Origin of the sequence: Sphingomonas sp. M1-B02 (assembly GCF_026167525.1) — a bacterium.
Lineage (GTDB): Bacteria > Pseudomonadota > Alphaproteobacteria > Sphingomonadales > Sphingomonadaceae > Sphingomonas.
On sequence record NZ_CP110679.1, the window covers coordinates 3,474,954 to 3,493,394 of the forward strand.

Consider the following 18,441-nt stretch of genomic DNA (forward strand, 5'->3'; position numbering starts at 1 on the left):
CTTCGAATCCCGCACCTGCATGACGGCACCGGGTAAACGAAGTCTGACGATCTTTGCAGGTATGGCTTAGCCGGCGGGCTTGCGCAGCCGCTTGAACAGGGTGCCGCTCTGGATCGGCTCGAACAGATCCTCCGGGTTTTCGGGGTCGAGCACTTCGTGATCGGCCAGCCAGGCGCTCACGTCGGAAAGGTCCGGCACCTCATAGGGTCGAAGCGTCCGCCCTTCCCGAAGGCGCATCGTCTCGATCGTATGGATCAGTCCGTCCGCCGCGATGCCGGCGGCAACCTCGGCACGGTCGCGACCCAGATGTTCGGCGATGAGCCCGTCGCGGATCTCCACGATGCGCTTGCTCACTGCGTCGCCGGGCACCCCGCATTCGATCGTCACGTCGCATTCGGTGTCGAGCCGCAGCGATCGGTTGTTGAAGTTGGACGATCCGACCCGCAGCGTGACGTCGTCCACCGCGAAGACCTTGGCATGGACATAGATCGGCTCCCCGCCCGCGGTGTAGGGGTGATAGAGCTTGAGGCGGCCATGCGTGTCGCGGCGATGCAAGGCCTCGACCAGCCGCGCCCGCGCCGTGTCCATCGCCACCTGCTCGAGCCAACCGTCGGCGGCGATCGGATTGACGATGACGATCTCTGGGCCGTCGGGTTCGTCGAGCCGCCGGGCCAGCGCCTCGGCGATCCGGCGCGATGCAAAATACTGGCTCTCGGCGTAGATGCTCCGCTTCGCGCCGGCGATCAGATCGAGATAGAGCTGCTCGATCTCGAAGACCGGCTCGATGTCCTTCATCTCCGGATGCGTGCGCGATATCGCGGCCGGGATATTGTAGAAATCGGGCTTCAGGCAATCGGGCCAGCAGGCATTGTTCGCCTCGGGCGCCGCGATCGGTTTGCCGCCGGCCAGCGCCCAGCGTTCGCGGCAGAGCTCGCCGAGCGCCTTCGCGATCGGGCCCTGCAGCGCGGTCGTCGCATCGTGCCACGGCCCGTAGGGCCCGCCGTTGGGATTGACGCGACGGGGCTCTTCGTCGTCGTGCGCGCGCGTGTCCCAGCGTCCGGTGGTCATGTCGATCCCGCCGCAGAATGCGAGGCAATCGTCGATCACGACGATCTTCTGGTGGTGCGATGCGCCAGTCGGATGCCGCCCGTCCCATTTCGGATGAATGCGCGGATGCATCATCCAGCGCGCAAGCGTGGCGACCGTGGTCCCGCGAACCAGCGACTTGATCGCGCCCACGTCCCAGCGCAGCAGGTAGATTTGCAGCTCCGGACTGCGCCTGGCCAGCCAGGTGATGAAGGCTCCGACCTCGACCGGGGCGTCGGGTTCGTCCTCCGCCGGATCGGCCAGCCGGATCCGCGCATCGAAATCCCAGCCGATCAGGAGGATCTGGCGCTTGGCCTTGAGCATCGCATCGCGTGCGGCGCGAAAATAATCTTCCGCATCGACAATCACCGTCGCCTGATCGGCCTGCTCGACGCGCCATGCGTTGCGGCCGGGTTGCGCGATCGGTTTGTGCGCTTCGCCCGTCACAGGATTTCGCGAATCGCCTCGGGCGGGCGGCCGATGCGGACGCCCTTGTCGGTCTCTACCAGCGGCCGCTCGATCAGGATCGGATCCGCCGCCATGGCCGCCAGGATCGTCTCGTCATTGGCGTCGAGCAGGGGCCTGGCACCGGGCTCGGCCTTGCGCAGCCCCTCGGCAGGGGTGATGCCGGCGCGATCGTACAATCGGGCCAGTTCCTCCGCGCCGGGCGGAGTCTTCAGATAGTCGATGATCTCGATCTCGGCGCCCGATTGCCGGAGGATCGCCAGCGCTTCGCGGGACTTGGAGCAGCGTGGATTGTGATAGATCGTTGCGTTCACGCCGCGTCCTGTTTCGCCAGCCACTCCTCGAGCCACTTGATCGTATAATCGCCGGCCTGGAATTCGGGGTCGTCGAGCAGCGCCTGATGCAGGGGAATCGTGGTCTTCATCCCCTCGATCACGAATTCCTCCAGCGCGCGACGCAGCCGCATCAGGCAGCGCTCACGGGTCGAGCCATAGACGATCAGCTTGGCGATCATGCTGTCATAATAGGGCGGCACCTTATAGCCGGCATAGAGCCCGCTATCGACGCGGACGTGCATGCCGCCGGGCGCGTGGAACTGCTTCACCGTGCCGGGCGAGGGCGCGAAGCTGCGCGGGTCCTCGGCGTTGATCCGGCATTCGATCGCATGGCCGCGAAACTCGATATCTTCCTGTCGGCACGAAAGACCATGGCCTTCGGCGACGCGGATCTGCTCGCGGACCAGGTCGATGCCGGTGATCATCTCGGTCACCGGATGCTCGACCTGGAGCCGGGTGTTCATCTCGATGAAGTAGAATTCGCCGTCTTCCCACAGGAACTCGATCGTTCCCGCGCCGCGATAGCCCATGTCGGCCATCGCCTTGCTGACGATCCCGCCCATCCGTGCGCGATCCTCGGCGCCGAGCACGGGGGAGGGGGCCTCCTCGAGCACCTTCTGGTGGCGGCGCTGGAGCGAGCAATCGCGCTCGCCGAGATGGATGGCATGGCCATTGCCGTCGCCGAATACCTGGAACTCGATGTGGCGCGGATTGCCGAGATATTTTTCGAGATAGACGGTGGCGTCGCCGAACGCGGCCTTCGCCTCGCTTCCCGCCTGCTGCATCAAGGTCTCGAGCTCATCCTCCGACGTGCAGACCTTCATGCCGCGGCCGCCGCCGCCCGACGCCGCCTTGATGATCACCGGATAGCCGATGTCGCGGGCGATCGCCTTGGCCTCGGCAACGTCGCTGATCGCGCCGTCCGATCCGGGCACCAGCGGCAGGCCGAGTGCGCCCGCGGTCCGCTTGGCCTCGACCTTGTCGCCCATCGTGCGGATATGCTCGGGCTTGGGGCCGACGAAGATGATGCCGTGCGCCTCGACGATCTCGGCAAACTGTGCATTCTCGGACAGGAAGCCATAGCCCGGATGGATCGCATCGGCGCCCGAGATTTCGGCCGCCGAGATGATCCGGGGGATGTTCAGATAGCTTTCGGCAGCCGAGGGCGGCCCGATGCAGATCGCCTGATCCGCCAGCCGGACATGCATCGCATCGGCGTCGGCGGTGGAATGCACCGCGACGGTCTGGATGCCCATTTCATGGCAGGCGCGGTGGATACGCAATGCGATCTCGCCGCGATTGGCGATCAGCAGCTTCTTGATCTCGGGCAAGGCGCGTTACTCGACCACGACGAGCGGCTGGTCGAACTCGACCGGCTGGCCATTCTCGACCAGGATCGCCTTCACCGTGCCGGCGGCGGGCGCGTGGATCGGGTTCATCACCTTCATCGCCTCGATGATGACCAGCGTATCGCCGGCGGCGACCGTCTGGCCGACGGAAACGAACGGCGCAGCCTCGGGGTTGGACGACATATAGACCGTCCCGACCATCGGCGACTTGACCGCATTGGCGGCGGGCGAGGGGGCGGAAGCGCCGACCTCGGCTGCTGCGGGTGCGGCTGCCGGCGCGGGCGCTGCGGCAGGCGCCGTATGCACCATCGGCGCGGCCGTCACCGTTCGCGCGACGCGCACGCGGCGTTCGCCGTCCTGCACTTCGATCTCGGTCAGTTGCGTTTCGTCTAGTACGGAGGCGAGCTGACGCACGAGGTCGATATCGACCTGCATTGCTCCCGACGGGTTAGTCTCTTCGGCCATTGCGACCCTTCTACCGATGAAACGGGGCGCTTTGTCAGAAGCGCGCCGCGGCTTCAAGCGCCAGCATGTAGGAAAGCGCCCCGAACCCTGCGATTGTTCCGCGCGCGGCACGACCGACATAGCTCAAATGGCGGAATTCCTCGCGCGCATGCGGGTTGGAGAGGTGGACTTCGATCACCGGCGTGGAGATGCTCTTCACCGCGTCGTGCAGCGCCACCGAGGTGTGGGTGAAGCCGCCGGGATTGAGAATTACCGCCTTCGCCCCGCGCGCCTGCGCCTCGTGCAGCCAGTCGATCAGATGCCCCTCATGGTTCGACTGGCGCAGATCGATCTCCAGATCGAGGTCGCGCGCGCGGTCCTCCATCTGCCCGGCGATGTCGTCGAGCGTGTCGTGTCCGTAGATTTCGGGCTCGCGCAGGCCGAGCAGGTTGAGGTTCGGGCCGTTCAGAACGAAGATCGTATCGGCCAAATCACGTGCCTTTCGGTTGCGGGTGGCGGTCGGGCCTCCCTATATGAGCCGACGTCCCCGATCAAATTCGCCAAGGAATCCCATGCACACCGACGGCACCGTCAGCATCGTAGTGAACGGCGAGCATAAGCGAGTCGCTGCGGGGTTGAGCATCACCCAGCTCGCCGAGCAGCTCGGGTTGGTGCCGGAAAAGATCGCGGTCGAGCGCAATCTGGAAGTGGTGCCGCGTTCGACGTTGGGCGAGGTCATCGTCGCCGACGGTGACGAGCTCGAGATCGTCCATTTCGTCGGTGGTGGCGATCACGCACGGCCGATCGACGCCGACAGCTGGATAGTGGCGGGCAAGACCTTTCGCTCGCGGCTGATCGTCGGCACCGGCAAATATAAGGATTTCGCGCAGAACGCCGCGGCCGTGGAGGCTTCGGGCGCCGAGATCGTCACCGTCGCGGTGCGCCGGGTCAACGTCTCGGACCCCAATGCGCCGATGCTCACCGATTTCATCGATCCCAAGAAGATCACCTATCTCCCCAACACCGCGGGCTGCTTCGACGCCGAATCGGCGATCCGCACGCTCCGGCTGGCGCGCGAGGCGGGCGGCTGGGATCTGGTGAAGCTGGAGGTGCTGGGCGAGGCGCGCACGCTCTATCCCGACATGGTCGAGACGCTACGCGCGACCGAGATCCTCGCGAAGGAAGGCTTCCTGCCGATGGTCTATTGCGTCGACGATCCGATCGCCGCCAAGCGGCTCGAGGATGTCGGCGCGGTGGCGATCATGCCGCTGGGCGCGCCGATCGGCTCGGGGCTCGGCATCCAGAACCGCGTGACGATCCGGCTGATTGTCGAGGGTGCCAAGGTGCCCGTGCTGGTCGACGCCGGGGTCGGTTCGGCCTCGGACGCCGCGGTGGCGATGGAGTTGGGCTGCGACGGCGTGCTGATGAACACCGCGATCGCCGAGGCCAAGGAGCCGGTGATGATGGCCGCCGCGATGAAGGCTGCGGTCGAGGCGGGGCGGCTTTCCTATCGCGCCGGCCGCATGGGCAAGCGGATGTATGCAGATCCGAGCAGCCCGCTGGCGGGGCTGATCTAACTTCCCCTCTCCCGACCGGAGAGGGCGTTCAATGCTCCTTGCGCACCAGCCAAACCGATCGCCCGCCGGTCGCCGCATCGTCGGGTGCGAAGCCCAACTCCAGCAGCCCCAGCTCCTCGAAGATCGCGCGATATTCGAGCGGCGCTAGGCTGGCATGGTAAATCTCCTCGCCAAACTGGCATCCGATCGCCACGCCCCGCGCCGGGCCGCTGTTGAACAGGAAAGCCCCGCCCGGCGCCAGCCATGCCGCCACCTGCGTCACCAGTGCGGCCTGCTCCTCGTGGCGCAGATGGAACATGCTGTCCCACGCGAGCACCGCGTCGTAGCGATACGCGGGTACGAAGCTGCGCATGTCGGCGCGGATCCAGTCGTGCCTGGGAAAGCGCGTCCGCGACAATGCGATCATCGTCTCCGACTGGTCGACTCCGGTCACGCGAAGCCCCTTGTCGATCAGGTAGCGACCAATCGGTTCTGCCGCGCCGCAGCCCAGATCCAGGATGCGCCCGCCCGCCGGTACCGCCAGCAGGAGCCGATCGAGCCAGCCGCGCTCGACGAACCGCTTGCGGCGCGCCTCGTCGAAGGCATGGGCGTGACGTTCATAATGCGCGGCGATCCGATCGGGCATCTCTGGAACCCCGCCCGGCATGGACCGTTTTGTTGGGGTACGTCACAGGGCGCAGTCACGCGCCGATCCACAGCCAAGGAGTCCGAATCATGGGTGAACTCACCGACAAGATCAAGGGCAACGTCGACGAGGCAATCGGCAAGGCCAAGCAGCATAGCAGCGACCCCGAGACCCGCGACGAAGGCGCCGCGCAGGAGCTGAAGGGTAAGGGCGAGCAACTCGCCGGCAAGGTCAAGGGCGCCCTCGGCGACGATATCTGACCTAGCCACATTGGCATTCGAAGGGCCGTCCCGCACCCGCGGGGCGGCCTTTTTCCTTTCTGAAGCCTCCCGTGAGGGGAAGGGGATTTTAGGCCGCGCGAATTCCCGCAATCGTCGCGCCGGGCGAGATGAACTCCACATCCGTCTTCAGGTGCAGCAACCGCACCCCGCGCTCCTCCAGCGCCCGCGACAAAGCCGGGGCAAAGTCCGAGGTGCGCTCCACCGTCTCGGCCCAGCAGCCATAAGCCCGGCCCAGCGCGGCGAAGTCCGGATTGTGCAGCGTCGTCCCCGATAGCCGCGCCGGATATTCGCGCTCCTGGTGCATCCGGATCGTGCCATAGGCGCCATTGTCGATCACCAGCACGAGCATGTCGACGCCGTGCTGGACTGCGGTCGCCAGTTCCTGCCCGTTCATCATGAAATCGCCGTCGCCCGCCAGCGCGACCACTTGCCGCTCGGGGAAGCGCAGCGCCGCCGCAACCGCCGCGGGGACGCCATAGCCCATCGCGCCCGCAGTGGGCGCGAGCTGCGACGGCAGCGGGCCATAATGCCAGTAACGGTGCCACCAGCTCGAGAAATTGCCCGCGCCGTTGCAGATGATCGTATCCGCCGGCATCGCCTCGCGCATCGCGGCGACGCACTGGCCCAGGTCGAGCGTGACGCCTTCGCGGGGCTTGGGAGTGGACCAGTCGAGCCATTCGGCGTGGGCATCGGCTGCGGCAGGCCGCGGTTCCGCCGGAGCCGGCAGCCGCGCCAGCATGTCGGCAAAGGCGAAGACGCCGCAGGCGACCCCGAAATCGGCACGATATACCCGGTCGATCTCGGACGAGTCGGGATGGGCATGCACCAATATCTGCCCCGGATGGTCGGGCGTGATCAGCGTATAGCCATCGGTGGTCGCCTCCCCGAGCCGCGCGCCGACCACCAGCAAAAGGTCGGCGGCCTTGATCCGCGCGACCAGCTTCGGATTGGGCCCGTAGCCCAGATTGCCGGCCCATACCGGGCTGTCGTTGAGGATCGCATCCTGGCGGCGGAAGGCGCCGGCAACCGGGATTCCCCAGCTCCGCGCGAAGGCAGTGAAGGCGCCACTCGTCGACCGGTCCCAGCCCGCGCCCCCGACGATCGCGATCGGGTTCGACGCCTTGCGAATCAGCTCGGCCACGGGTTCGAAGTCATTCGGGTCGAGGCCGAACGTCTGCCGTTCGATCTTCGGCCGGTCCACCGCCTCGACCACGTCGCACAGCATGTCCTCGGGCAGCGCGATCACCACCGGCCCGGGCCGCCCGCTCGTCGCCACGTTCCACGCGCGCGCGACATATTCCGGGATCCGCGCCGCATCCTCGATCCGCGTCGCCCATTTCGCGATCGGCCCGAAGAAGGCCGGGAAGTCCACCTCCTGGAATCCCTCCCGATCGCGCATGCCGCGGTCGACGTCGCCGATGAACAGCAGCATCGGCTGCGAATCCTGCATCGCGACATGAACGCCGATCGAGGCATTGGTCGCCCCCGGTCCGCGCGTCACGAAGGCAACCCCCGGCCGCCCGGTCATCGCCCCGTCGGCGCAGGCCATGAAGCCGACGCCGCCCTCCTGCCTACACGTCACCAGGTCGATCGCGGGCGTGTCGTGCAGCGCATCGAGCACCGCCAGGAAGCTCTCGCCCGGCACATGGAAGATCCGGTCGCAGCCCTGTGCCACCAGATTGTCGACGAGGATCCGGCCCCCGGTGCGTTTCATGCTCATGCCGCCATCTAGCCATTCCCCGGCGGGCAACGCAAAGTTGAATGGTAATTCATGTTTGACCCGGGCTCGGCGGCGGGACTATCGGCTCGGCAAGGTCAGGAGAGAATCGGGCGCATGAAGAAACTCTATCCCAACGCGGCAGCGGCGCTGGAAGGTTTGCTGTTCGACGGCATGACGATCTGCGCCGGCGGCTTCGGCCTTTCCGGCATTCCCGAGCGGCTGATCGACGCGATCCAGGCCGCCGGGGTCAAGGACCTCACCATCGCCAGCAACAATGCCGGCATCGACAATGAGGGCCTCGGCAAGCTGCTCCGCAGCCGCCAGGTGAAGAAGATGATCTCCTCCTATGTCGGCGAGAACAAGGAATTCGAGCGGCAGTATCTGGCGGGCGAGCTGGAAGTGGAATTCTGCCCGCAGGGCACGCTCGCCGAGCGATGCCGGGCAGGGGGCGCTGGCATCCCCGGCTTCTACACCAAGACCGGCGTCGGCACGCTGGTCGCCGAGGGCAAGGAAGTGAAGAATTTCGACGGCGAGGAGTATATCCTCGAGCGCGGCATCCGCGCCGACCTGTCGATCATCAAGGGCTGGAAGGCCGATGAGAGCGGCAACCTCATCTTCCGCAAGACCGCGCGCAACTTCAACCAGCCGATGGCTACCGCGGGCCGGATCTGCGTCGCCGAGGTCGAGGAAGTGGTGCCCGTCGGCAGCCTCGATCCCGACTGCATCCATCTGCCCGGCATCTATGTGAAACGGATGATCGTCGGCAGCCCCTACGACAAGAAGATCGAGTTCCGCACCGTGCGTCCGCGCGAGGCGGCGTGATGCCTCCGCGCCTGCGCCTTGGTCTGCTCGCTTTGGCGGCGACGTCGTCGATGGCGCTCTCGGGCTGCATCGCGGCGGCGCTTCCGGCGGCGGCGGCGGCGGGGGTGTTCAAGAGTTCGCAGGACCGCAAGGCCCGCCGCGCGGAGCCGCAGGCGACGCCGCGTGCCGGCAAGGTCAGCGTCACCGCGGACGGCAAGGCACAGGTCACGACGTTATCGGCATTGCCCGCGCCGGACGGAAGTGCTGCGCGCACGATCGCGCCCGACGCCGCGGCGCCGCCGGAGATGCAATATCTCTACGGTTCGGGCGAGGCTGCCGCGCTCAGCCTCCAGGCCTATCAGGCGCTGTGGAATTTCCTGAGGATCGAGATCGGCCTGCGTCGCGACAAGAGCGAGATCCGCTCGGTGGTGATGGCGCCCGGCTCGACGATCGTCAGCCCCAAATTCGAACTGTGCGGCAAGCGCCCGCTGGCGCTGGTGCTCGACGTGGACGAGACCGTCTTGCTCAACCTGGGCTATGAGGCCGATGCCGCGGTGCGCGGAAGCGGCTTCGATGCGGCGCGCTGGGCGCGGTGGGAAGCGACGGGCGCCGATAAGGTCGCCGCGGTACCGGGCGCCGCCGAAACCCTCGCCGCCGCCCGGCGCGAGGGCATCACCGTCATCTTCAATTCCAACCGCTCGGCCGCCACCGCGGCGCAGACCCAGGCCGCGCTCGAGCGCGCCGGGCTCGGACCCGCCAAATTGTTCGACACGCTGTGGCTGCGCGGCGAAGGCGAGCCCGGCGGCAAGGATGCCCGCCGCGCCCGGATCGCCCAGCGTTATTGCATCGTCGCGATGGCCGGCGACCAGCTCGGCGATTTCAGCGACCTGTTCAACGATCCCGAACTCGGCATCCGCGCGCGCCGCAACAGCGCCAGCGAGACGATGATCGCGCCCTTGTGGGGCGCCGGCTGGTTCCTGCTGCCCAACCCGGTCTACGGCACCGCGCTCAAGGGCAGCGTCGACGAAATATTCCCGCCCGAGACGCGCTGGGCGGACCCAATGGAGAAGAGATAATGCCCTGGACCCGTGACGAGATGGCCGCCCGCGCGGCGCGCGAACTCCAGGACGGCTTCTACGTCAATCTCGGCATCGGCATCCCGACGCTGGTGGCGAACCATATCCCGGCGGGCGTCGAGGTTACGCTCCAGTCGGAGAATGGCATGCTCGGCATCGGCCCCTTTCCCTATGAGGGGGAGGAGGACCCGGACCTGATCAACGCCGGCAAGCAGACCATTTCCGAACTGCCCAACTCGGTCTATTTCTCGAGCGCCGACAGCTTCGCGATGATCCGCGGCGGGCATATCGACCTGACCGTGCTCGGCGCGATGGAGGTCGCCGAGAATGGCGACATCGCCAACTGGATGATCCCCGGCAAGATGATCAAGGGCATGGGCGGCGCGATGGACCTGGTCGCCGGCGTCAAGAAGATCATCGTGGTGATGGAGCACAACAGCAAGAACGGCGATCCGAAGTTCATCCCCGCCTGCACGCTGCCGCTGACCGGCAAGAATGTCGTCGACATGATCATCACCGATCTCGCCGTGTTCCAGCGCCCCGATCACCAGTCGCCCTTCCGGCTGATCGAACTGGCGCCGGGCGTGACCGAGGAAGACGTCGCGGCCAAGACGACGGGCAGATACGAAGCGCTGGCCGCCGCCTGATGTGGCGCTGGGCGGCGGGCGGGGCGCTGGCGCTGCTGCTCGTCGGCGGGGCGATGGTCGCCTTCGTCTCGCCGCCCGGGCTGCTCTCGCTCGCCGACGCCGCGCTGGGCGGCGGCAGCGGCACGAGACGCCCCGGCAGCGCGATCCCGTTCGGCACTCACGGCCAGACGCTCGACGTGTGGCGCCCGGCCGCGGCATCGCCGGCCCCGCGCCCGGTGCTGATCTTCTGGTATGGCGGCGGCTGGGTGAAGGGCGATCGCCGCGCCTACGCCTTCGCCGCGCGCGCCTTCGCCAAGGCGGGCTACGTCGTCGTGGTGCCCGATTACCGCAAGGTGCCGGGCGTGCGCTTCCCCGCCTTCCTCCAGGACGGCGCCCAGGCGGTCAAATGGACCCGCGACCATATCGCCGACTTTGGCGGCGATCCCGCCCGGATCGCGCTCGCGGGGCATTCCGCCGGCGCCTATACCGTGGCGATGCTCGCGCTCGACCGCCGCTGGCTCGCGGCCGAGGGCGTCGATCCCGCCATCGTCAAGGTGGGCATCGGCCTGTCCGGCCCCTATGATTTCTACCCCTTCACCTCGAAACGCTCGATCGACGCGATGCAGGGCGTCGCCGATCCCCAGTCCACCCAGCCGATCCGCTTCGCCCGGCGCGACGCCCCGCCGCTGTTGCTGGTAACCTCCACCGCCGACACCGTCGTCCGCCCGCGCAACGCGCTCAACCTTGCCGCGAAGCTGCACGCGCTCGGCGCGCCGGTGACGGTGACGAACTATCCCGGGCTCAGCCACGAGGAAGTGGTGATGGCGCTGTCGAAGCCCTTCCGGGGGAAGGGGGCGACGCTTGGTGATAGCGTTGCGTTTTTGGAGGGGGCGCTGGCGGCCGAATGAGGCGCGAGGGGCAACGAACGTCTGCTGACGATCCAATTGCGGACCTTCCCGCATCGAAGTAGGCTCCTTCGAATGACGCATTCGGCAGCGCTCGCTCGGTATCGATACTCTCTTCAGGTAGTGATTGTCGCGGTCACGACCACAGCGTTCGTGCTTTTGACCGACGCCTTTGCTTTCAGATCGCCAGCTAACCTCGCTTGGATGATCGGACTTCCAGTCATTGTTGGGATGATTAGTAACATCGGTTGGGATCGCCGTTGTTTCATGGCGATGGCTTTAGTCGGCGTGTCACTGCTTACGATGATTTTTGTGGGCGTTAATTTCACCAGCTACGGCTGACGACCGCATTCCACTCATCAGCAGTCATCCCAGGGCAAAGCAGGGCGATCCGCTGCTGCACCCACATCACCCCACACGCCCCGTCCGCAGCGCGTGCCCCCATTCGGGCCGGCCCCGCGCCTCGGCATCGCGCGCGGCGGCGTCCCAATCATAGGCCACCTGGATCAGCTCGGCCGACCAGCCTTCCTCCCCCCGCGTCACGATCGCGTAGCGCGCGTGCGGCGATCCGCTTTCGGCGACATGGGGAAAGGGCAAGGCATCGGCATAAGCCGGCAGGCCGACGCTGCCCGGGTTGACGATCGTCCGGCCGTCGCCGAGCCGCACCACCCGCGCGATATGGGTGTGCCCACACAGGATGATCGCGGCGTCGACGGTGCCGGCGCGTTCCTCGATCTCCTCCAGCGTGGCCGCGCGCAGCCCCTGCGGCGTCACGGTCTCGAGGAAATAGGTCAGGTCGCTGCCGGGGGTGCCGTGGACCAGCAGCACATCGTCCGCCAGGCGCAGCGTCTCGGGCATCGCCGCGATCCAGTCGAGCTGGTCGCGGCGCAGCTCGGCGGCCGCATGGCGATCCGATGCGCCCATCCGGTCGGTCTCCAAGGTCAGCAGCTGCCGCTCATGATTGCCGCGGATCGTCGGCAGGCCGAGCGGGATCAGCCGATCGGCGGTCTCGCGGGGGAATAGCCCGCCGGAGACGATGTCGCCCAGATTGACGATCGTGTCGACGCCCCGCGACGCGATGTCCGCCAGCACGGCATTCAGCGCCGCCAAATTGCCGTGAACGTCCGAGATGGCGGCAATCTGCATCAATACACCTCGCGTTGACCGTGCCCCCACCGAGGCCTAGCGTCCGAAGATGTTAGCCTGGTTCCGCCGCCGTTATCTGGACTTGCTCGGCTCGATCTACATCTACAACGAGCATCGCGGCTATACGAGCATCGATCGCGTCTTGGCGGCGGTGCGCGCGCGTGCGCCGGACGACCACCAGCTCATCGCTGACATCGAGAAGCACCGCGCCGACGAGCGCAAACATTATCAGATGTTCAAGCGCTGGTTCGAGCTGCAGGGCAAGATGCCGTTCGCGGTGGGGCGGACCTGCGGGCATATCGATCGCTTCGTCGAGATCATGTTCCGCAGCACGATCGACGATCTCGATACCGACGCGATCGTCGCGCGCGACGATCTGTTCGAGCGGCTGTGCCGGGTCATCTCGATCACCGAGAAGCGCGGCTATCGCCAGGTCGATATCCTGCTCAAGCATCCGCTGGTCCGCTATGACAAGACGCTGATCAAGATCTTCCAGATCATCGAGCGCGACGAGCCCAGCCATTGGGCGCCCTATGACGGGTGGCTCAAGGCCAACGGCAAGCGCGATCCGAAATGGTGGGAGAAGGCGATCGATACCTTCATCCATTCCGAACTGCTGTTCCTCAAGCTGCCGGCGCTGTTCCTGAACCCCCGGCTGCAGCGCCAGCGCGCATGGGCCGATGCGGGTGAGCTTGTCGAGCCCAAGGCGGAGCCGATCGCCGCCTGATCGCCGTGCGACTTCCGCCGCGGCGGCGGGTGGGTTAGTTCACGCGACATGCAGATACTTCTCACAGGCTCCTCCGGCTGGCTCGGCCGCTTCCTCGCGCCGATGCTGCGCGCGGCGGGACATCGCGTCACCGGCCTCGACGTCGCCCCCGGCGTCGATACGGACGTGATCGGATCCATCGCCGATCGCGCGCTGGTCGATCGCGTCTTCGCGGAGCATGGCATCGAGGCGGTGATCCACGCCGGGGCGCTGCACAAGCCCGACATCGTCCGCTATCCGCGCCAGGCCTTTATCGACGTCAATGTGACCGGCACGCTCAATCTGCTCGAGGCAGCGGTGGCCGCGGGGCATGATCGCTTCGTCTTCACCTCCACCACCTCGCTGATGATCTCCGATGCGATCCGCGAGGAGCGCGCCGACGAAGCGATCTGGCTCGACGAACAGAGCGGGCCGATCGAGCCGCGCAACATCTATGGCGTCACCAAATATGCCGCCGAGCAGCTCTGCCGGCTCGCGCATCTGGAGCATGGCCTCGCCTGCATGGTGTTGCGCACCAGCCGTTTCTTCCCCGAGGATGACGATACGCATCGGACGCCGAGCGGCGAGAACCTGAAGGCGAACGAGCTCCTCTATCGCCGCCTGACCGTCGAGGACGCCGCGCGCGCGCATCTCGTGGCGCTGGAGCGTGCGCCGGAGGTTGGCTTCGGCACCTTCCTCCTTTCGGCGCCCACGCCCTTCCTGCGCAGCGACTGCGCCGCCCTCAAGCGCGATGCCGCGCAAGTAATCGCCTGCTATTTTCCAGATGCAGCCGAGTTATACGCCGCCAAGGGATGGGAGTTCCCGAAGAGCATCGGCCGCGTCTATGACGCCTCGCAAGCTGGGCAAGTCCTGGGTTTCCGTTGCGAGACGGATTTTCGGGCGGTGCTCGATGCCTTGCGGGAGCGTACCCCCCTCCCATTCGCGCACGATCCCGGCTATGTCTCGCCGAAGGAAGCGCCGGGGGGCGGCGTGACCTGATTTCCGGGGGGAAATATATGCGCTGGATCATCCGTGGGTTGCTGGTCGTCGTCGGGATCGTCGCGGTGGCGATCGTCGTCCTTTACGGCGCCTCGGAATATGTGATCCGCAAGGGACATGCCGTGCCGCTGACCCAGATCGCGGTACCGGCCGACGCCGCGTCGATCGCGGAGGGTGCGCGCCTCGCGCGCATCACCGGCTGCAGCGATTGCCACGGCGACCGGGGGCAGGGGAGGGTGTTCGTCGATGATCCGATGTTCGGCCGAGTTGCGCCGCCCGCGCTGACTCGCGTCGCGACCAATTACACGAACCCCGAACTCGTGCGGGCCATCCGCCACGGCGTGCGCAAGGATGGCAGTTCGCTGTTCGTCATGCCCACCGGGGCGCTTGGCCATCTGAGCGACGACGATGTCGGCAAGGTCATCGCCTGGGTCCGCTCGCTCAAGCTCCAGCCGGGTGATTCGACGCTCGGCACCAGCTTCGGGCCGATCGCGCGCGCTATGCTCCTGGCGGGCAAGGTCCCCAAGAGCGCGACGCCGCAGACCGTCTCGACCGCGACGCGTCCCACGGCGATCGGCCGCTATTTCGTCGAAGTCTCGTGCAACGGCTGCCACGCGCTCCACAGCGAGCGGCTTTCGGACGACGGCCGCCAGACCGTGCCGCCGCTGGCGATGGTGAGCGGCTCCTATGATCTCGTGAAGTTCAAGCACCTGCTGAAGACTGGCGAGGGCATGTCGAAGCGCGACCTGGGGCTGATGAGCGAAGCGGCACGCGGCGGGCTCAATTCGCTCACCGATGCCGAGGTCGAGGCGATCCACGCATATCTCAAGATGGAGGCGGCGAAGGCGCCGACCAAATAGCCCAGCTTCGTAATGCAAAATTGCGGGGCGGGTTGCTCTGGCGCACGATTCGCCTAGATCGCACTGCCATGGCCAGCAAACCGCTCACGCTGTACGAAAAGATCTGGGCCGATCATGTCGTCGAACGCCGCGACGACGGCACCTGCCTGATCTATATCGACCGGCATCTCGTCCACGAAGTCACCAGCCCCCAGGCCTTTTCGGGGCTGCGCGCGGCCGGGCGTACGGTCCGCCGCCCAGATCTCACCCTCGCGGTGCCCGATCATAATCTGCCCACCACCGCGCGAGTCGATGCGCTGGGCCATGCGCTGCCGATCGCCGATCCCGCGAGCCGCGACCAGCTCTCGGCGCTGCGCACCAACGTCGCCGAGTTCGGCGTGCCCTATATCGATGCGCTCGATGCGCGGCAGGGGATCGTCCATGTCGTCGGTCCCGAACAGGGCTTCACCTTGCCCGGCACCACGCTCGTCTGCGGCGACAGCCATACCTCGGCGCACGGCGCGCTCGGCGCGCTGGCGTTCGGGATCGGCACCAGCGAAGTCGAGCATGTCCTCGCCACCCAGACGCTGCTGCTCCAGCGGTCGAAGACGATGGAAGTGCGCGTCGACGGCACGCTGGGTTTCGGGGTCAGCCCCAAGGACGTCGTGCTGGCGATCATCGGCAAGATCGGCGCGGCCGGCGGCACCGGCTATGTCATCGAATTCACCGGCGAAGTGATCCGGGCGATGTCGGTCGAGGGCCGGCTGACCGTCTCCAACATGTCGATCGAGGGGGGCGCGCGCTCCGGCCTCATCGCCCCCGACGAGACGACCTTCGCCTATCTGAGAGGCCGGCCGCTCGCGCCGCAGGGCGCCGATTGGGACAAGGCCGTGGCCTATTGGCGCACGCTGCCGAGCGATGCGAACGCAGTCTATGACGCGGTCGTCCGCCTGCATGCCAGCGACATCGCCCCCTCGCTCACCTGGGGCACGAGCCCGGAGGACGTGGTGCAGATCACCGGCATCGTCCCCGATCCGGAAAGCTTCGCCGATCCGTCGAAGCGCGTCGCAGCGCAGAAGTCGCTCGATTATATGGGGCTGACCCCGGGCACGCACATGCAGGATATCGGCATCGAGCATGTCTTCATCGGCAGCTGCACCAACAGCCGGATCGAGGATCTGCGCGCCGCCGCCGCGGTGGTCGAGGGGCGGCATGTCGCCGATCGCATCCGCCAGGCGCTGATCGTCCCCGGCTCGGGGCTGGTGAAGCGCCAGGCCGAAGCCGAAGGGCTCGATCGCATCTTCATCGAGGCCGGCTTCGAGTGGCGCGAGCCGGGCTGCTCGATGTGCCTGGCGATGAATCCCGATAAAGTACCTAGCGGTGAACGTTGTGCTTCCACCTCGAATCGAAATTTCGTAGGACGCCAGGGTCCGGGGGCCCGGACCCACCTGCTTTCACCCGCAATGGCGGCGGCGGCAGCGGTTACCGGGCGCCTGACCGATGTCAGGGAGTTGATGTCGGCGGATGCGTGAGGGGGTAACATATGAAGCGGGCATTGATCGCATTGATCGCGGGCACGGTGTTAAGCGGCCTGGCCGCGGCCTATGCCGTGGCGAACGTGGTGCCGCCGGAGCCGACTCAGTCCGTCGAATAGCCGGAGCGCGCTGATGGAGCCGGTCAGCCAGGTCAGCGGCCGCGCCTATCCGTGGGGCGCCGAGAATATCGACACCGACATCATCATCCCCGCGCACTGGCTCAAGACCACCACGCGCGAAGGATTGGGCAAGGGCGCGTTCGAGACGGTGCGCGCCGAGCCCGGCAATATCTTCGACGATCCGCGCTATTCCGGCGCGCCGGTGCTGGTCGCGGGCGAGAATTTCGGCTGCGGATCGAGCCGCGAACATGCCGCCTGGGCATTGGCCGATATGGGCATCCAGGCCGTGATCGCGCCGAGCTTTTCGGACATCTTCTCGGGCAATGCGTTCAAGAACGGCATCGTCGCGGTGGTGCTGCCGCAGGAGGCGATCGATCGCCTCGTGGAAGTCGCCAGGACCGACGAGATCACCGTCGATCTCGAGACGATGACCGTCACGACTCCTTTCCAGGATCGCTTCGCCTTCCAGATGGACCCGTTCCGCCGCGCCTGCCTGATGCAGGGGCTGGACGAGATCGGCATGACGCTGGCAAGGGATACCGCGATTTCGAACTATGAATCCGGCGTCGCCGCATCGCGGCCCTGGACTGCAGTGGGAGCGGGCAATGAAGGCACTCTTGTCGAAGGCGCCGGGCGGACCTGAAACGCTGAGCCTCGAAGAGTTGCCCGATCCGGTGGCTGCCCAGGGGCAGGTGCTGGTCGCGGTCCGCGCCTGCGCGATCAACTATCCCGACGTCCTGATCATCGAGGACAGATATCAGTTCAAGCCACAGCGCCCCTTCGCCCCCGGCGGCGAGGTCGCCGGCGTGGTCGAAGCGGTGGGGGAGGGGGTCACCGCGTTCGCCCCCGGCGATCGCGTGATCGGGGTGATCGGGCATGGCGGGCTGGCCGAAAAAATCGTGGTCGACGCATCGCGCCTCTATGCGCTGCCCGAGGGCCGCAGCTTCGAGGAAGGCGCGGCGTTGCTGCTCACCTATGCGACGACGATCCACGCGCTGATCGATCGCGGCCGGCTGCGCGAGGGGCATGTGCTGCTCGTGCTCGGGGCGGCTGGCGGCGTGGGGCTGGCGGCGATCGAGCTCGGCAAGGCGTTCGGCGCGTCGGTCGTCGCGGCGGTTTCGTCCGAGGCCAAGGCCGACGCGGCCCGCGCGGCGGGCGCGGACAAGACGATCGTCTATCCCCGCGCGCCGTTCGACAAGGAACAGTCCAAGGCCTTGGCCGAACAGTTCAAGGCCGCGGTCGGCCCGCATGGCGCGGACATCATCTACGATCCGGTCGGCGGCGACTATGCCGAGCCGGCGCTGCGCTCGATCGCCTGGGAGGGCCGCTATCTGGTCGTCGGCTTCCCTGCGGGCATCCCGCGGCTTCCGCTCAACCTGACCCTGCTCAAGAGCTGCGACGTCTGCGGCGTCTTCTGGGGCGCCTTCGCCGCGCGCGATCCCCAGGCAAACCAGGCGCATGTCGAGTGGCTGTTCCGCCTCTGGAACGAAGGCAAGATCGCCCCGCGCGTGACCGAGACCTTCGCGCTCGCCGACGGCGGCCAGGCGATCGCCAAGGTGGCGGCGCGCGAGGCGATCGGGAAGCTGGTGGTCACGATTTAATCCTCCCCGGCACGGGGAGGGGGACCGCCACCAAGGGCGGTGGTGGAGGGGGGCCTCCGCGAGTGTGATCGCTCATGGCACGCCCCCTCCACCAGCCTGCGGCTGGTCCCCCTCCCCGTGCCGGGGAGGATTGCTTGCCATGCCACGTCCCCCCACCTATCTCGCAA

Annotated in this window: 21 protein-coding genes; 13 read left to right on the forward strand and 8 right to left on the reverse strand. The window is 66.8% G+C overall.

Annotated elements, in window-relative coordinates:
• Positions 1-66: 66 nt before the first annotated feature.
• From OKW87_RS16815 to aroQ, 5 genes are read right to left on the reverse strand one after another with little or no spacing between them, the layout of a single operon-like run.
• On the reverse strand, positions 67-1,533 hold the full coding sequence (locus tag OKW87_RS16815; protein ID WP_265541209.1) for a phospholipase D-like domain-containing protein: 1,467 nt from the start codon (positions 1,531-1,533) through the stop codon (positions 67-69).
• Positions 1,530-1,865, reverse strand: coding sequence for an arsenate reductase family protein (locus OKW87_RS16820; protein ID WP_265541210.1), 336 nt, complete (start codon positions 1,863-1,865; stop codon positions 1,530-1,532). Before OKW87_RS16820 ends, OKW87_RS16815 begins: the two co-directional genes overlap by 4 nt.
• On the reverse strand, positions 1,862-3,217 hold the full coding sequence (gene accC / locus OKW87_RS16825) for an acetyl-CoA carboxylase biotin carboxylase subunit (protein WP_265541211.1): 1,356 nt from the start codon (positions 3,215-3,217) through the stop codon (positions 1,862-1,864). Before accC ends, OKW87_RS16820 begins: the two co-directional genes overlap by 4 nt.
• A 6-nt stretch (positions 3,218-3,223) precedes the next feature.
• Entirely contained in the window at positions 3,224-3,700 is a 477-nt protein-coding gene (accB, locus tag OKW87_RS16830) for an acetyl-CoA carboxylase biotin carboxyl carrier protein (RefSeq protein WP_265541212.1), read from the reverse strand.
• A 34-nt stretch (positions 3,701-3,734) separates the two neighbouring features.
• A complete protein-coding gene (aroQ, locus tag OKW87_RS16835; RefSeq protein WP_265541213.1) occupies positions 3,735-4,169 on the reverse strand; it encodes a type II 3-dehydroquinate dehydratase in 435 nt (144 codons plus the stop codon).
• An 82-nt stretch (positions 4,170-4,251) separates the two neighbouring features.
• On the opposite strand from aroQ, the gene thiS reads away from it, so the two are divergent.
• Positions 4,252-5,256 carry a sulfur carrier protein ThiS gene (thiS, locus tag OKW87_RS16845; protein ID WP_322740319.1) on the forward strand — a complete coding sequence of 335 codons (1,005 nt, stop codon included), beginning with the start codon at positions 4,252-4,254 and terminating at the stop codon, positions 5,254-5,256.
• Positions 5,257-5,284: 28 nt separating this feature from the next.
• Here the strand turns inward: thiS and OKW87_RS16850 are convergent, their stop codons facing one another.
• Positions 5,285-5,881: a class I SAM-dependent methyltransferase gene (locus OKW87_RS16850; protein ID WP_265541214.1), complete on the reverse strand. Its 597-nt coding sequence runs from the start codon at positions 5,879-5,881 to the stop codon at positions 5,285-5,287.
• Between the two features lie 89 nt (positions 5,882-5,970).
• Between OKW87_RS16850 and OKW87_RS16855 the strand changes: the two genes are divergently transcribed.
• Complete coding sequence (locus OKW87_RS16855; RefSeq protein ID WP_265541215.1) at positions 5,971-6,141, forward strand: CsbD family protein; 171 nt, start codon at positions 5,971-5,973, stop codon at positions 6,139-6,141.
• Between the two features lie 88 nt (positions 6,142-6,229).
• On the opposite strand, the gene OKW87_RS16860 is transcribed toward OKW87_RS16855, so the two are convergent.
• Positions 6,230-7,882, reverse strand: a complete 1,653-nt coding sequence (locus tag OKW87_RS16860; protein WP_265541216.1) for a thiamine pyrophosphate-binding protein — start codon at positions 7,880-7,882, stop codon at positions 6,230-6,232.
• Positions 7,883-7,996: 114 nt separating this feature from the next.
• On the opposite strand from OKW87_RS16860, the gene OKW87_RS16865 reads away from it, so the two are divergent.
• The 5 genes from OKW87_RS16865 (at position 7,997) to OKW87_RS16885 (ending at position 11,632) form a co-directional block, all read left to right on the forward strand.
• On the forward strand, positions 7,997-8,704 hold the full coding sequence (locus OKW87_RS16865) for a CoA transferase subunit A (protein ID WP_265541217.1): 708 nt from the start codon (positions 7,997-7,999) through the stop codon (positions 8,702-8,704).
• Positions 8,704-9,759, forward strand: a complete 1,056-nt coding sequence (locus tag OKW87_RS16870) for an HAD family acid phosphatase (RefSeq protein WP_265541218.1) — start codon at positions 8,704-8,706, stop codon at positions 9,757-9,759. The genes OKW87_RS16865 and OKW87_RS16870 overlap by 1 nt, the downstream gene beginning before the upstream one ends.
• Entirely contained in the window at positions 9,759-10,406 is a 648-nt protein-coding gene (locus OKW87_RS16875; RefSeq protein WP_265541219.1) for a CoA transferase subunit B, read from the forward strand. The genes OKW87_RS16870 and OKW87_RS16875 overlap by 1 nt, the downstream gene beginning before the upstream one ends.
• Positions 10,406-11,293, forward strand: a complete 888-nt coding sequence (locus OKW87_RS16880) for an alpha/beta hydrolase (protein ID WP_265541220.1) — start codon at positions 10,406-10,408, stop codon at positions 11,291-11,293. Before OKW87_RS16875 ends, OKW87_RS16880 begins: the two co-directional genes overlap by 1 nt.
• 72 nt (positions 11,294-11,365) lie before the next feature.
• Entirely contained in the window at positions 11,366-11,632 is a 267-nt protein-coding gene (locus OKW87_RS16885) for a hypothetical protein (RefSeq protein WP_265541221.1), read from the forward strand.
• A 66-nt stretch (positions 11,633-11,698) separates the two neighbouring features.
• Here the strand turns inward: OKW87_RS16885 and OKW87_RS16890 are convergent, their stop codons facing one another.
• Entirely contained in the window at positions 11,699-12,436 is a 738-nt protein-coding gene (locus OKW87_RS16890) for a metallophosphoesterase family protein (protein ID WP_265541222.1), read from the reverse strand.
• 49 nt (positions 12,437-12,485) lie between these two features.
• Between OKW87_RS16890 and OKW87_RS16895 the strand changes: the two genes are divergently transcribed.
• The 6 genes from OKW87_RS16895 (at position 12,486) to OKW87_RS16920 (ending at position 18,274) form a co-directional block, all read left to right on the forward strand.
• Positions 12,486-13,163: a ferritin-like domain-containing protein gene (locus OKW87_RS16895; RefSeq protein ID WP_265541223.1), complete on the forward strand. Its 678-nt coding sequence runs from the start codon at positions 12,486-12,488 to the stop codon at positions 13,161-13,163.
• 48 nt (positions 13,164-13,211) lie between these two features.
• Complete coding sequence (locus OKW87_RS16900; RefSeq protein ID WP_265541224.1) at positions 13,212-14,180, forward strand: NAD-dependent epimerase/dehydratase family protein; 969 nt, start codon at positions 13,212-13,214, stop codon at positions 14,178-14,180.
• A 17-nt stretch (positions 14,181-14,197) separates the two neighbouring features.
• Positions 14,198-15,040 (forward strand): c-type cytochrome, encoded by an 843-nt coding sequence (locus tag OKW87_RS16905; protein ID WP_265541225.1) that lies wholly within the window; start codon positions 14,198-14,200, stop codon positions 15,038-15,040.
• A gap of 68 nt (positions 15,041-15,108) precedes the next feature.
• Positions 15,109-16,551: a 3-isopropylmalate dehydratase large subunit gene (leuC, locus tag OKW87_RS16910; protein ID WP_265541226.1), complete on the forward strand. Its 1,443-nt coding sequence runs from the start codon at positions 15,109-15,111 to the stop codon at positions 16,549-16,551.
• 135 nt (positions 16,552-16,686) lie between these two features.
• Positions 16,687-17,316, forward strand: coding sequence for a 3-isopropylmalate dehydratase small subunit (gene leuD, locus OKW87_RS16915; protein WP_265541227.1), 630 nt, complete (start codon positions 16,687-16,689; stop codon positions 17,314-17,316).
• Complete coding sequence (locus tag OKW87_RS16920) at positions 17,279-18,274, forward strand: NADPH:quinone oxidoreductase family protein (RefSeq protein ID WP_265541228.1); 996 nt, start codon at positions 17,279-17,281, stop codon at positions 18,272-18,274. Before leuD ends, OKW87_RS16920 begins: the two co-directional genes overlap by 38 nt.
• Positions 18,275-18,441 lie beyond the last annotated feature (167 nt).

Coding starts and splice junctions, on each gene's coding strand:
- accB (WP_265541212.1), bottom strand. CDS start 3,700: ATGGCCGAAGAGACTAACCCGTCGGGAGCAATGCAGGTCGATATCGAC.
- thiS (WP_322740319.1), top strand. CDS start 4,252: ATGCACACCGACGGCACCGTCAGCATCGTAGTGAACGGCGAGCATAAG.
- OKW87_RS16850 (WP_265541214.1), bottom strand. CDS start 5,881: ATGCCCGATCGGATCGCCGCGCATTATGAACGTCACGCCCATGCCTTC.
- OKW87_RS16855 (WP_265541215.1), top strand. CDS start 5,971: ATGGGTGAACTCACCGACAAGATCAAGGGCAACGTCGACGAGGCAATC.
- OKW87_RS16860 (WP_265541216.1), bottom strand. CDS start 7,882: ATGAGCATGAAACGCACCGGGGGCCGGATCCTCGTCGACAATCTGGTG.
- OKW87_RS16865 (WP_265541217.1), top strand. CDS start 7,997: ATGAAGAAACTCTATCCCAACGCGGCAGCGGCGCTGGAAGGTTTGCTG.
- OKW87_RS16870 (WP_265541218.1), top strand. CDS start 8,704: ATGCCTCCGCGCCTGCGCCTTGGTCTGCTCGCTTTGGCGGCGACGTCG.
- OKW87_RS16875 (WP_265541219.1), top strand. CDS start 9,759: ATGCCCTGGACCCGTGACGAGATGGCCGCCCGCGCGGCGCGCGAACTC.
- OKW87_RS16880 (WP_265541220.1), top strand. CDS start 10,406: ATGTGGCGCTGGGCGGCGGGCGGGGCGCTGGCGCTGCTGCTCGTCGGC.
- OKW87_RS16885 (WP_265541221.1), top strand. CDS start 11,366: ATGACGCATTCGGCAGCGCTCGCTCGGTATCGATACTCTCTTCAGGTA.
- OKW87_RS16890 (WP_265541222.1), bottom strand. CDS start 12,436: ATGCAGATTGCCGCCATCTCGGACGTTCACGGCAATTTGGCGGCGCTG.
- OKW87_RS16895 (WP_265541223.1), top strand. CDS start 12,486: ATGTTAGCCTGGTTCCGCCGCCGTTATCTGGACTTGCTCGGCTCGATC.
- OKW87_RS16900 (WP_265541224.1), top strand. CDS start 13,212: ATGCAGATACTTCTCACAGGCTCCTCCGGCTGGCTCGGCCGCTTCCTC.
- OKW87_RS16905 (WP_265541225.1), top strand. CDS start 14,198: ATGCGCTGGATCATCCGTGGGTTGCTGGTCGTCGTCGGGATCGTCGCG.
- leuC (WP_265541226.1), top strand. CDS start 15,109: ATGGCCAGCAAACCGCTCACGCTGTACGAAAAGATCTGGGCCGATCAT.
- leuD (WP_265541227.1), top strand. CDS start 16,687: ATGGAGCCGGTCAGCCAGGTCAGCGGCCGCGCCTATCCGTGGGGCGCC.
- OKW87_RS16920 (WP_265541228.1), top strand. CDS start 17,279: ATGAAGGCACTCTTGTCGAAGGCGCCGGGCGGACCTGAAACGCTGAGC.